The 12,169-nt window shown below is 61.9% G+C and carries 10 protein-coding genes and 1 pseudogene; 6 read left to right on the top strand and 5 right to left on the bottom strand.

The window, feature by feature from the left end; translation table 11 throughout:
* The first annotated feature begins 62 nt into the window (after positions 1–62).
* The 5 genes and pseudogenes from K3819_RS11450 to K3819_RS29685 form a co-directional block, all read left to right on the top strand.
* Positions 63–752, top strand: a complete 690-nt coding sequence (locus K3819_RS11450) for a GNAT family N-acetyltransferase (protein ID WP_085613453.1) — start codon at positions 63–65, stop codon at positions 750–752.
* Between the two features lie 4 nt (positions 753–756).
* Positions 757–1,944 carry a GNAT family N-acetyltransferase gene (locus K3819_RS11445; protein ID WP_221399327.1) on the top strand — a complete coding sequence of 396 codons (1,188 nt, stop codon included), beginning with the start codon at positions 757–759 and terminating at the stop codon, positions 1,942–1,944.
* Positions 1,916–2,704, top strand: a complete 789-nt coding sequence (locus K3819_RS11440) for a ChbG/HpnK family deacetylase (RefSeq protein WP_064595195.1) — start codon at positions 1,916–1,918, stop codon at positions 2,702–2,704. Before K3819_RS11445 ends, K3819_RS11440 begins: the two co-directional genes overlap by 29 nt.
* A 117-nt stretch (positions 2,705–2,821) precedes the next feature.
* Positions 2,822–3,514: a GNAT family N-acetyltransferase gene (locus tag K3819_RS11435; RefSeq protein ID WP_221399326.1), complete on the top strand. Its 693-nt coding sequence runs from the start codon at positions 2,822–2,824 to the stop codon at positions 3,512–3,514.
* A 144-nt stretch (positions 3,515–3,658) separates the two neighbouring features.
* Positions 3,659–3,799 (top strand): annotated as a pseudogene (locus K3819_RS29685) (transcriptional regulator); the annotation flags it as partial.
* A 55-nt stretch (positions 3,800–3,854) separates the two neighbouring features.
* Here K3819_RS29685 and K3819_RS11430 read toward each other — a convergent pair.
* Positions 3,855–4,661: a bifunctional 2-polyprenyl-6-hydroxyphenol methylase/3-demethylubiquinol 3-O-methyltransferase UbiG gene (locus tag K3819_RS11430; RefSeq protein WP_221399325.1), complete on the bottom strand. Its 807-nt coding sequence runs from the start codon at positions 4,659–4,661 to the stop codon at positions 3,855–3,857.
* A gap of 164 nt (positions 4,662–4,825) precedes the next feature.
* Between K3819_RS11430 and K3819_RS11425 the strand changes: the two genes are divergently transcribed.
* Positions 4,826–5,194, top strand: coding sequence for a hypothetical protein (locus tag K3819_RS11425; protein ID WP_064595189.1), 369 nt, complete (start codon positions 4,826–4,828; stop codon positions 5,192–5,194).
* On the opposite strand, the gene K3819_RS11420 is transcribed toward K3819_RS11425, so the two are convergent.
* From K3819_RS11420 to K3819_RS11405, 4 genes are all read right to left on the bottom strand, one after another.
* The gene (locus K3819_RS11420) at positions 5,185–6,621 is read right to left on the bottom strand and encodes a sigma-54 dependent transcriptional regulator (protein WP_039767735.1); all 1,437 of its coding nucleotides are present in this window, start codon (positions 6,619–6,621) and stop codon (positions 5,185–5,187) included. The two genes, K3819_RS11425 and K3819_RS11420, sit on opposite strands and share 10 nt — an antisense overlap.
* Positions 6,590–8,083, bottom strand: a complete 1,494-nt coding sequence (locus K3819_RS11415; protein ID WP_210710356.1) for a HAMP domain-containing sensor histidine kinase — start codon at positions 8,081–8,083, stop codon at positions 6,590–6,592. Before K3819_RS11415 ends, K3819_RS11420 begins: the two co-directional genes overlap by 32 nt.
* 104 nt (positions 8,084–8,187) lie before the next feature.
* On the bottom strand, positions 8,188–9,258 hold the full coding sequence (locus K3819_RS11410) for an SCO family protein (RefSeq protein WP_409348325.1): 1,071 nt from the start codon (positions 9,256–9,258) through the stop codon (positions 8,188–8,190).
* Between the two features lie 17 nt (positions 9,259–9,275).
* On the bottom strand, positions 9,276–12,083 hold the full coding sequence (locus K3819_RS11405) for a multicopper oxidase domain-containing protein (RefSeq protein ID WP_221399323.1): 2,808 nt from the start codon (positions 12,081–12,083) through the stop codon (positions 9,276–9,278).
* Positions 12,084–12,169 lie beyond the last annotated feature (86 nt).

The following is a 12,169-nucleotide window of genomic DNA, read 5'->3' as shown; positions in this document are numbered from 1 at the left end:
CCGTTGATGTCCGGCCGCGCTGGCCTGTGCCGCGCGATGACTCGTCATCAGGAGCCACGACCATGAATGTTCTGCAAAAAATCCGCGATCACATCAAACACAAAGGCCTGCGGGCCACCTTGGCCAAGGTGTGGAAGCACTACGTCTTTTCTCATCAGGAACTGCTGTGGATGGAGCGCGACCTGGTCAGTCCGGTGCCGCCCCACAGCCTCAAACCCTACCCGCCCCTGCGGGTAGTGAAGATCACCCCGGACAACGTCAGCGCCTTCGCCCGCCACTTCGGTGACCGGGTCGGCACCATGGCCGAACTGGCCCGGGAACATCACACCGGGCACATGCACCTGGACGATCAGGGCCATGCGGTGGCCTTCATCTGGGGCACCGCTCAAGACTATTTCGACCGGCACTACTACGGCTGCCTGTTCCCGGTGAAACCCGGCGAGTTCTTCGAATTCGGCGGCGAACTGACCCGCGCTTATTGGGGCACCGAACTGTCGGTGGACCTGCAACTGGAACTGTGGAAAGCCATGGCCGCCCAGGGCTGCGACAAGGTGGTCGACGTCTGCGAATTCCACAACATCCCGGCGCTCAAGCTGCACCTGCGCATGGGCTATACCGAACAGGGCCGGATCATGAACATCTACAAACTGTTCGGCCGCTGGCGCTTCTACCGCGAAACCCGCTACAGCGGCTCGCGTCTGGAGGCACTGCGCAAACCTTCCCGTCCACCTGTCACAGCAACGGTGACCTGAACCTATGGCGCGACTCGAATGGCGCACTTCGTTGTGCGCACCCGACTTCCCGGCGGCGGCCTATGAAGCGCTGCGCCTGCGGGTGACGGACCACACACCGTTCAACAGCCTCGACTGGCTGTGTGCGGCAGAGCAGGCGCTCGACACGCACGAGCGCCTGCACGTATTGCTGGGTTGGGAAGCGGACGAGTTGCGCCTGTGCCTGCCGCTGGTGGCGAGCCGTGAGCGGTTGTTCGGCGTGCCGTTTCGGGTGGTGCATCATCTGGGTTATCCACTGGCCGATCGCCTTGCGTTGTTATCACGGCTGGACACCGAAGACATGCGCCAGGCCCTGCGACTGATTCGCCAGCGCGTGCCCCACGCCCTGCTGCAACTCAATGAAATCACCGAGCCGGTCGGCGCCGAAAGCGTGCTCACCGAATGGATGGCCCACAGCTCCACCGGCGAACATCGCTTGAGCTGCCGGGTGCCGGTGCACCTGATCAGCGACGCCGACCGCCAGGAAGTCTCGGGCGATCCGCGCTACAAACTGCGCCGGGCGCGCAAGCGGATTGCCGCGTGCGGCGCCGAAGTCCGGCGGATCACGCCCGACGCGACCAGCATGGGCCCGTTATTGCAGGCCATCAGCGAAGTCGAAGCGGTCAGTTGGAAAGGTGACGAAGGCGTCGGAATCTTTGCCAGCGACCGCAACCGCCGCTACATGGAAAACGCCTTCACCGCCCTCGCCGCTTCGGATCGGGTGCGCGTGGTGATGCTGGAACTGGACGGACGTTGCATCAGCTATCGGCTCGGTCTGTTCGAACAAGGCCGGCTCTACGATTACAACCTCGCCTTCCTGCCGCAATACGCCGATCTGGGCAGCGGCCGGGTGTTGCTGGAGGAATGGATTCGCTGGGGGTTGGACGACAACTGGCGCTGGATCGATGCCTCACGGGTCAGCCTGGAAAACTCCAGCCATCAATTGCACGAACGCATGACCGGACAACTGGAGCACTGGCGCTGGAGCTTCTACTCCTGGCGCCCGAGCGGTCTGTTGCTGGGGCTGGGGCTGCGCGCCTGGCACCGGCTCAAACCGGCGTTGCAACAATGGCGGGCGAAGCGTGCGGCGGCCAAAGCGGCGGTCATTGCGACACCTGTGATCAACCCCACCAAGGAGGGCGAACATGCCTCGCCAAGTCATAGTCAACGCTGACGATTTCGGCCTGAGCCCGAACGAAAACGCGGTGATCCTCGGTGCGTTCCAGGCCGGGGTCATCAGTTCCGCCACCGCTATGGCCAACATGCCGGCGTTCGAAGCGGCCTGCGCCATGGCCCGGCTGCCGCTGCTGGAGGGCCGGATCGGCCTGCATTTCAACCTGACCTACGGCCGTCCCTTGAGCCGGGCCATTGTCGAGCGCCGCACCTTCTGCGACAGCCACGGCGTGTTCGACCTCAACCTGCCTCGCCACAGCCTGTGGCTGAGCCGCGAAGACCGCGAGGCGGTGCAGGAAGAATTGCAGGCGCAGTGGCAGCGCTGCGTCGATCACGGCGTGCGTCCCAGCCACCTCGATTCGCATCAGCACGTGCACAACATCTGGCCGATCGGCGAGATCGTCGCGCGCTTCGCCGCCCATCAAGGGGTGCCCGTGCGCCTGGCGCGCAACCTGGGGCAAAACCTCAGTCTGCCCAAGCGCCTGTTCAAGGGGTTGCTCAACCGCCGATTGCAGGGATTGGCCGGGGTCACGGCCGATTACGTCTGCACCCCGGTGGACCTGCGCAATGCCCCCGCGCCGACCGACGGCGTGCTGGAAATCGTCGCCCATCCGAACCAGCTCGGGGCGGATTTCGGCGACGCCTATCTGCCACCCGAAGAGTCTCTGAGCCGCTTGCTAGAGCAGCGGCTGACGGGGGTTCCACGGGTTTCCTATGCCGATCTGAACAAGGATTTTTTGCGGGGTGCCGAGGCGATCTGAACCGTTACACAACTTGCAATATTTTCAAAGCCGGCGCTTTGACATGCATTTGCCGGCTTGATCTATACCCACAACAGCGTCATCCACAACACCCGGGCTCCGGCCTCGGAGGGCATCATGAGCGTCATTGAAAAGCTGCGTGAACGTATCAAGCAAAAAGGCCTGGGCCGTACTTTCGGCACGTTGTGGAAACGCTACGTGTTCTTCCATTGGGAGCTGTTGTGGATGGAGCGCGACCTGGTCAGCCCGGTACCGCCGCACAAGCTGCGCCCCTACGACGGCCTGCGCAAGGTCGACATCACCGCACAGAATGCCGGCGCGTTCGCCAAACACTTCGGTGACCGGGTGCAGACCATGGCCGAACTGGCCGACGAGGGCCACATCGGGCACATGTACCTGGATGCCGACGGCCACGCGGTCGGATTTATCTGGGGCAGCACTCGTGACTACCACGACCGCCACTATTACGGCTGCACCTTCCCGGTCAAACCCGGCGAGTTCTTCGAGTTCGGCGGTGAAATGATTCGCGCCTACTTCGGCAGCAGCCTGTCGGTGGACGTCCAGGTCGCCCTCTGGGAAGCCATGGCCGCCCAGGGTTGCAACAAGGTGGTGGACGTCTGCGAAACCCACAACATCCCGGCGCTGAAACTGCACATCCGCATGGGCTACCACGAACAGGGTCGCATCACCCACGTCTATTGCCTGTTCGGCAAATGGCGGTTCTTCCGCGAAACCCGCTATGAGGGCTCACGCCTGGACCCGCTGCGCAAACCGGGACGGCCGGTGGTGACGGCGGCTGCGCAGGCTTGACGGGTTTAACCTGCGGCGGCCGGGACGGCGCCGCAGAATCTTCCTACGCTCGTACAGGAACCAGCGACATTCAGTTTCGGCTCCATCTGGCTGCTCGCAATCATGTGAATGAATACATTCATGCAGAAACGCAGAGACAAACCGATGGAACAAAACACATCCGATTTTGAAATGACGGCACTGCTGGTTGATCTGAATGCCATCCGTGAGTACCTCTCTCAGGTACTGGCAGAAGGTGACGACGAAGAGTTGTTTCGAGCAATCGGATACGTGACGCAAGCCCGTATCCGACTCACCGAAAAAGAGACAGCGCCTCTCGCCTTCCCCTCTTGTAGCTGCCTCAGCGCTTCACCCCCACCCACGTAAAACACATCGGCATCTGCGCCTCGCGGTTCTGGTACTGGTCATACACTTCTTCCCGGTTCGAGTGCGGGTATTCCTTGAAGTGCGTGATGTTCAGGCCGGCCTCGAGGGCGGCGGTGAAGATCGCGCCCAGGGTGTGTGCGAACCAGTAAGACTTCGCCGCCGGCTGTTCGACCTTGCCGACGTAGACGATCGGCTCCTCCTGCACGAACGGTTCTTCGCGGAAATACGAGCTGGCGAGGCGAAACGGGTCTTCGGCCTCGGGGTCGACCATTTCCAGGAACGGGTGGGTTTCGTAGATCACCAGTTGTCCGCCCGGTTTGAGGGTCGAGACGACGTGGCGGAAGAATTCGCCGATGTCGGGCATCCAGTTGAGGACGCCGATGGTGATCAGCGCAACGTCAAAACGGCCGCGCAGCGATTCAGGCAAATGATGAATATCGGCTTCGATGAATTCGGCGTTGTGCGGCGAACGCTTGTTCAGTTCGCGGGCCTGTTCGAGAAACGCGCTCGACTGATCGATACCGACCACGCTCCGTGCGCCGAGGGCGAACAGTGACAGGCTTTCGCGGCCGTTGTTGCAACCCGGTTGCACGACGTCTTTGCCATCGACACCGACCTGCTCGAGCAAACCGCGCAGGGTGTCGTCGAGGCAGGAAAAATCCGCCTGCGTAACCTCGGTCAGCAAGGCCTGCCAATCGGGCGAGTCCTGATGATGACGGGCGGAATCATTCCACGCCTGACGATTGCTCTCGACGGCGTTTTTATGGTTTGGCACTTCCATGGCGCACTCCGGGGGATGCTCACAATTGAGCGGCCCGAGTCTAGTTCAGCCGCACGCAACAGGTTGTTGCGAACTTGTAAGCCGCCGACGCCTGCAACAACGCCTGCTTCGATGGGCAGCTATAGTTAATAGCCTTGGGGAAATCCGCTTCCACAGGTGCTGCCATGGGAATGTTCAATCGACTGCTGTTGTCCGCCTGTCTGCTCGCCGCCACCCAGGCGCAGGCGCTGGACAGCAACTTCAACTACTACGGGGCGGACCAGCCCTTTGCCCACCCTGCTCCACCGTCGCTGTCGGCCCAGCCGCCCCGGCCGTTCGATGACACGCCGCCACAGGATTTCATCGTCATCCCGGATCGCCATGTGTTCCATGACTCGCAGTTGCCGACCGTAGCCGATGCGACGGTGCGGGTATTCATCCGCACCTACGATGCCGAACGCGGCATTTACGTCAACGACGAAGTGCTGGACCCGACGTGCGTGCTCGAATGCCTGAGCCCGCCGAATCCAAGCAGCACCGCCGTTTACCACTGACGCTTGTCCGGCCGCGCGAGGCCGAGTTTTTCGATGCGGTAGCGCAGCATGTCGCGGCTCAGGCCCAACAGGCGCGCCGATTTGGTGACGTTCCAGTCGGTCTTGTCGAGCATCTTGCGCACCATGTCGCGCTCGACTTCCGGCAGGTTCATCGATTCGGTGTTGCTCGCCGGGCGCGGTTCGAAGTGCGGGTGCTGCACCTCGTGCTGATGTTGCGGTGGCAGCTCATCGCACAGGCTCATGCACACGTTCAGTTGATGCGCGGCGATGGTGTCGTTTGGCGCCAGCAGCACGGTCTGTTCGAGCATGTTGCGCAGTTCGCGCACGTTGCCCGGCCAGGTGTAACTGAGCAGCAGCTCTTCGGCCTGATCGCTGAAGTGCAGGTTCGGTTTGCCATAGCGCTTGCCGTGGCTGGCGAGGAAGTGCCGGGCCAGCAGCAGGATGTCTTCGCCACGGGCGTACAAGCGCGGGACCTTGATCGAGATGATCCGCAGCCGGAAAAACAGATCACGACGGAACTTGCCCTGCTGAACCATCTGTTCAAGGTTGCAATTGGTGGCGCTGATCACCCGCAGGTTGACCTTGCGTTCCTTCACCGAGCCGACCCGGCGAATGGTGCGATCCTCCAGCAGCTTCAGCAGCTTGGCCTGGAGCACCAGATCCATTTCACCGATCTCATCGAGAAACAGCGTGCCGCCATCAGCGGCTTCCACCAGCCCGACCCGGCGGTCCTTGGCATCGGTGAACGCACCTTTCTCGTGGCCGAACAGCTCCGATTCCACCAGGTTGGCCGGAATCGACGCGCAGTTGAATTCAATGAACGGGCCTTTGCTGCGCGCGCCGTCGAAATGCAGCGCGCGGGCCACCAGCTCCTTGCCGGTACCGGTTTCGCCCTCCACCAGCACCGGCGGCAGATCGCCGTTGGCCATGCGCCGCTCGGCGTCGAGCAACTGACCGATGGTGTTCTTCAGATGCAGCATCGGCGCTGACTCGCCGATCAGCGCCTGCACCCCGGATTTCTGCGCCTCGCGCTCCTGGTAGAACGACAGCGTGCGCTCCATCCGCTCAGTGGCCAGGGCCTTGTCCAGCAGCAGTTTGAGTTCCGGCAGCGCAACCGGTTTGGTGACGTAATGAAAGGCGCCCTCCTTCATTGCGACCACCGCGTCTTCGACGTTGCCGTAGCCGGTCATCATGATCACTTTCAGGTCCGGCGCGCTGATGCGCAGCTTCTGGATCAGATCGTGCCCGCTCATGCCCGGCAGCGAGTTGTCGGTCAGGACGATGTCCGGCATGAAGCTTTCCAGTTGCCCCAGCGCGTCCTCGGCCGAGTGGCAGACTGTCACCTCGAAGTCTTTGCGCTCCAGGTAGGTCTGAATATTCTCGGCCAACAGTTCGTCATCCTCGACCAGCAGAATGCTGTGTTCCATATTCCCCTCCCGATGCCACTCTAAAGTTGAGACTGACGCGGGTTCCTTCCTGCTCGCGGCTGGTCAGCACGACCGAACCCTGAAACCGCTCCATGATTCTTTTGACCAGCGCCAGGCCGACCCCGAGGCCGCCCTGCTTGGTGGTGAAAAACGGTTTGAACACCTGTTGTTGCTGCTGCGCGCTCATGCCTTTGCCGGTATCGCTCAGGGTCATGCGCACCTGACCGGACTGCGCCGTTTCAATCTCGACACTGAGTACGCCGCCTCTGGGCATCGCTTCCAGTGCGTTGGCAAACAGGCTATTGAGTATTTGCGTGAGCAGCACCTTTTGACTGACGACCGGTGGGCAATTCTGCGGCGTGAATCGCACTTCGACGCCATTGCGCCGGATCAGCGCGTCAAATGCTCCCAGGGTGTCCTCGACCGCCGCGAGCAGGTCCACCGCCTCGCCGTCATCACTCATCGGACGCAACGACACCAGCAGTTCGCGAACCCAGCGCGACATGCGGTCAACCTGGCTGATGATGTCGCCGATGTTGCGCTGTGCCCCCGGGCTGGCAATTTCCTGGGCCAGTTCGGCGCTGGAGCGAATGGTCGCCAGCGGGTTGCGCAGGCTATGGGCCACCGCCGAAGACATCTCGCCCAAAGCGACAAAGGTCTCGTTGCTGATCAGTTGCTGTTGCTGACTCTGCAACAGGCTCGAGGCGCGCCGCACGATCCAGAACAACCCGAGGTAAATCACCGCGCCGCCGAGGATGGTCGCGGCCCAGATCGAGGCGAATCCACGGTCGATGCGGTCCACCAGATCCGCCGGTTCCTTGTAGATCTCGACCATGGCGATGACTTTGCTTTTGTCGGCGTTGAACATCGGGATGTAGTTTTCGATGAACAGGTATTTGGGTTCGCGGGACAGCCGCTGCTCGGGTTTTTCATCGTCGATCTTGTGATAGCTGGAAGACACCGGCACTTTCATTTCGAACGACTCGTCCAGTTCATCGTCATCTTCGATCCTGACGTTGATCAGCTCAGGATTGGTCGACCAGATGATCGTGCGGTCCAGGGCATACACCGTGGCCAGCAAAACGTCGGGCAGGTGTTCGACATGATCGAGAAACTCGGCACGGGCCATTGCATGAGCCAGCAGATCAACGTCGGGGTAGCTGTGATCCTGGCGCGGGTCGAGCATCTCGCCCATGGTCCGCTGCGGCGTGATGTTGGCGTGGCGCATTTCCGCATCGCCGATGGCCTGCACGAATTGCGCCGTGAGCAGCGCGTCCCGCTCCACGCTTTCGGTGACCACGAAACGCGTGGAGATGTAGCCCAGCCCCAGCGCCACGGCCGCGATGATGAAAAAACTCGCCAGCGAAAACCAGCGCAGCAGATTGAACTGCCCGCCCCAGCTCTTGATGGCCGCCAGCGCGAGGTTCGGTGCCGATGTTTTCTGTTCTTCCAGTCGTTGCATGGGGATGCCCTGGCGTTCTGGTATCGAGCCGGTTACAGCCGCCCTCTCGAATGAGTGTAGGTGGCAATGACCGTGACACACGGTTCAATGATGCTATTTAGCCGCTACTGCATACGACTCACCGTTTCGCTGGCAGAACCCGGTTTTACTGGCGTCAATGCCCCGTCGGCCAAGGGCTGCACCGACGGATGCTGACGCTCGGTTTCGGCACTCAGAAAGTCGATGATCGACTGCGCCGAGGCCTCGTCCAGGCGCAGATTGGGCATCGGGATGCGCTCGTATTGCTCGAACAGTTGCAGCGCGATCGGGTCTTTCTCCGCCAGCACGCGATCCGGTTCGCGGATCCAGCGATTGAGCCAGGCCGGGTCACGCTGGCGGGTCACGCCGATCAGGTCCGGGCCGATGTTGCGCATGCCGATGCCTTCGCCATCCTGCGGGCCGAGGCTGTGACACGAAGCGCAGCGGGTACGGAACAGTTCTTCACCATTGCTCGGCGGCCGGATCTGCGGGGCGTCGGCGTAGCTTTCTTCGGTGCTGGCCTGTTTCCAGTTCTGCAGCGTGTTGGCCAGTTGGTCGGCGAGGATCCACGGGTTCTCGAACGGCGAGGCTTTCATCCAGCGCCCGGTGCTCTGGTTACCGACGATCAGGCTCAGGTTGTGATCCTTGGTCCGGCCGTTGTCGACGCCTTCGATAAACAGCCCGAGTTTCTTGCGCAGCTCGGTGACGTCTTCGAACTCGCCGGTGAGGAATTTCCAGCCAGGGCCGACCTTGAAGCGTTGCGCATAGGCCTTGAGCACTTCGGGGGTGTCGCTCAACGGGTCGATGGTGATCGAGTAGAAAAAGATGTCTTTCCCGACCCGGTCCCCCAGCAGTTTCTGCACCTGGCGCAGGCGCGCGGTTTCCAGCGGGCAGGAGTCGCTGCACGAGGTGAAGATGAAGTTGATCACCACCACCTTGTCTTTGATCAGGTCATCGAAAAAGCGCACCTGCCGACCGTCCTGGTCGGTCAGCAGGGTGTTGGGGAAATAGTCGCCACCCCACGGGGTGGCGGATTCACTGGCGCCGTCGGACTGTGCCTGATGGGCGATGAGCACCTGACTGCCGAGCAGGCAGGTGACCAGCACCAGAATCAGGTGCATGCCCAAGGCGCGGGAGCGCGGCGTTGGCTGGGTCATGTCGGCTCCCTCCCGGCTCATGGTTTCACGGTCACTTGCGGGCCAAAGCCGTCGCCGGTGCGGAAGGTTGGCAGCGCGGCGGAGTTGACGTAACGCACGCCATCCCAGCTCGGCAGCGGTGTCGGCATCAACTGCAGTTGCCCGGGTTTCTCGAGGTCCCAACGCAGCAGCATCGAGTTGTCCTCATGCTGGGTGTTGTGACAGTGCTCCATGTAAGTCCCGGCGAACTCGCGGAAGTTGATCGCCATCTCGACGCTGTCCAGCCCGTCGGCTTCGGAGCCGATGCGATAGACGTCCTTGCGCGCCCATTTTTCCCACTCAGGCGGGGCCTTGCCGCCACGGCTGAGGATGATCCCCTCCTCGAAGTGCACGTGTACCGGATGACTCCAGCCCGTGCCACCGGCCTTGATGTTCCACACTTCCAGGGTGCCGATGCCGCTGACTCCGGCGTCGGTCGGGCCGCTGGCCAGTTTGGTCGACGCATTCAACCGGCGCGGGTCCATGTGGAAGCCGAAACCGCCATCGGTCTTGATCGTCCACGGCGCTTCATCGGTGCCGTCGGAGCGGCCGAAGATGAAGGTCCGGTGCAAGGCCTTGGCCAGCAGCGCCTTGTCGGCAGCGTTGTCACGGTGAATCTTCAGCGGAATCATCACCATGCCTTCGGCCTTGCCCGGTTTGGCCGGTTCGTAGGCCGCCGGGTTCATCGACAGATCCTGGCCGGTATAAGCCTTGACGTTGAGTTGCAGGACCTTGCCCACTACCGGGTCGCCCCGGTCCCATTGCGGGCCTTTGCTGGTCTGCTTGATGACCGCCAGGTATTTCTCCGAAAGCACGTCGGCCAGCGGGATCACTTCTTTCGGGCCCTTGCCGTCGTCCTGGGCTTGCAGGTTGACGAAGAACAGCTTGTCACCGGGCTTGATGCCGTTTTTCGCGAAGTTGACGATGATGTCGAACCGCTCGGCGATGCCCTGGGTCGGCAGGATCGCGTTGTGGTTCTGCTTGTCGCCGTCGGCATCCAGGTCCATCGAGCCGTCGAACGGCACGCTGTGTTCCATGATGTTGCCGTCGTTGGCAATCATGTGGAACGGCACGCGGCTGTACGACACACCGGAGTTTCTCGGCCCCTGGAACTCACCACTGGTGCCTTTGACTTCACGCACCAGCGCAAGCTTGAAGTAGCGTGACACCGAACCGTTGAGAATGCGGAAGCGATAACTGCGCGCCCGCACGTCGAGGGTCGGTTTCCATTGCCAGTTGACCAGCACCTGATCGCCGATGAAGCCATCGGTGTTGAACGGGTTGAACCACAACTGGCCCTGCTGATCCCAGGCCTTGTCGGCGAACACCAGGTTGACGTCGTAGTCGCGGTTGCCCCACGGCAAGGCGCTGCCGCTGGGGAAACGCAGGTTGACGCCGTCGTTCACCGATTCGTTGCCACGGTCCAGGGCGCTGTAGTAGTTCATCATCGCCGCGTTGCCCTTGTAGACGTTCTGCGCGGTGAAATCGAGCATGTGGTCGTGGAACCAGTGAGTGCTCATGGTTTCGCGCCAGTCGCCACGAATCTTGATGGTGCCGTGGTCGCAGGTCTTTTTCGCAGGCTGCAGGTCGTTGACCCACAGGGTTTCCCCCGGTGCGCAGGGGAATGCGGCGCGTGGATCTTCAGCCTTGGTGTTGATGCTGTCGTAACCGGCGAGCTGGATCGGCCAGCGATAGTCGTAAAACTGGCCGGGGAAGAAGAACGCGTTGGCATAACCGTCGCTTTCCGCTGGCGCGTGGCCGTTGTGCTCATGGGTGGTGATGGTGTGCAGACCGAAACCGCGGTTGGCGGAAGGATCAATCGGCAAACCGTTGTAGTGCCGCATCAGCACCGGTTGGCCGTAGCGCACCATCAACAGTTTCGGCGGCAGCGTGCCGTCGAAGGTCCACACCGAGTTGTGGTCCTGCACCGGCATCGCCGGGTGGAACCGTGGGTCGACACCCTTGGCTGTGCCATCGGTCGCAGGCACACCCGCGACGTTGTGGTACAGACCGCCGGGGCCGAACTCGCCCACCGCATAACCGTGCATCTGCCGGCTGTCACGCAGGCCACCGTTCAGACGCGCGCCGGTCTGCACGGTCTTGTAGGCGACTTGCGGGTAGAACTCGTTCCAGCGCTGATGAGCCCAGCCTTTTCCCGGTGGCCGGCCTTCGGCGGAGGAACCGATGTGACGATTGAGGAACAGTTCGATCTGCGCCTGCCACGGGTTGCGGTCAACCACGTTGGCGAACTGACTCGGAAATGGCGTGAGCCCCGGTTGACGCAAAAACGCATCCAGCGCCGTGCCGGGAGGCGCGCTGCGGGCGATGTTGTTCGGGTCTTGCGCCGGCGCCGGGCCAATGGCGGCCGGTGGAAAACTCAACGGCGCGGCCGGTGTGGTCGGGTCGAGTTTTTCCGGGCCGAACTCTTCGAACAGCACCAGTTGCTGAGTGAACGGCTGGGCACCGTACAGCGGGCTCGGCTTGCCATTGGTGGGGTAATTGAAACTGGTCTGGACGGTGGGCGGCAGGATGTTTTCCGTGCGCGTCGTGTCCCGCGTGCCTTTGACCCTGTCGGGCAGATCGAAGGAGTCTTCGTTAGCCTCGGGCATCGTCAGGATGGCGTTGAGGGCGCCGGCGCGGTCTGCGGGCTCGTCGTAATAGGCCGACGGGTCGGACGCTTCCGGCTGATTCTCGTCGTCGATCGGGCTCGCTCGAACCCCGGTCATCTGGCCGAGGGCCAACATCAGGAAGACGCTCAGTGGCGTCAACAGGAAGAGTTTTTTGGGGTCATGCGTTGCTCTGTCCATCACCAGCCGCCTCATCTAAGGAAGGGGTGATGGTGTTTTGCAATTACCTCGCCAAAAAATCATTTCCAGTTGTAACAGGGACTTGG

The sequence above is a fragment of the Pseudomonas sp. 3-2 genome (assembly GCF_019710535.1).
GTDB lineage: Bacteria > Pseudomonadota > Gammaproteobacteria > Pseudomonadales > Pseudomonadaceae > Aquipseudomonas > Aquipseudomonas pharyngis.
Note: the sequence above shows the minus strand (reverse complement) of the source record. Positions and strands in the feature narration are given on the sequence as shown.

Excerpts from the sequence above, each read along its gene's own strand:
- K3819_RS11450 (WP_085613453.1), top strand. The coding sequence starts at position 63 with ATGAATGTTCTGCAAAAAATCCGCGATCACATCAAACACAAAGGCCTG.
- K3819_RS11445 (WP_221399327.1), top strand. The coding sequence starts at position 757 with ATGGCGCGACTCGAATGGCGCACTTCGTTGTGCGCACCCGACTTCCCG.
- K3819_RS11440 (WP_064595195.1), top strand. The coding sequence starts at position 1,916 with ATGCCTCGCCAAGTCATAGTCAACGCTGACGATTTCGGCCTGAGCCCG.
- K3819_RS11435 (WP_221399326.1), top strand. The coding sequence starts at position 2,822 with ATGAGCGTCATTGAAAAGCTGCGTGAACGTATCAAGCAAAAAGGCCTG.
- K3819_RS11430 (WP_221399325.1), bottom strand. The coding sequence starts at position 4,661 with ATGGAAGTGCCAAACCATAAAAACGCCGTCGAGAGCAATCGTCAGGCG.
- K3819_RS11425 (WP_064595189.1), top strand. The coding sequence starts at position 4,826 with ATGGGAATGTTCAATCGACTGCTGTTGTCCGCCTGTCTGCTCGCCGCC.
- K3819_RS11420 (WP_039767735.1), bottom strand. The coding sequence starts at position 6,621 with ATGGAACACAGCATTCTGCTGGTCGAGGATGACGAACTGTTGGCCGAG.
- K3819_RS11415 (WP_210710356.1), bottom strand. The coding sequence starts at position 8,083 with ATGCAACGACTGGAAGAACAGAAAACATCGGCACCGAACCTCGCGCTG.
- K3819_RS11410 (WP_409348325.1), bottom strand. The coding sequence starts at position 9,258 with ATGACCCAGCCAACGCCGCGCTCCCGCGCCTTGGGCATGCACCTGATT.
- K3819_RS11405 (WP_221399323.1), bottom strand. The coding sequence starts at position 12,083 with ATGGACAGAGCAACGCATGACCCCAAAAAACTCTTCCTGTTGACGCCA.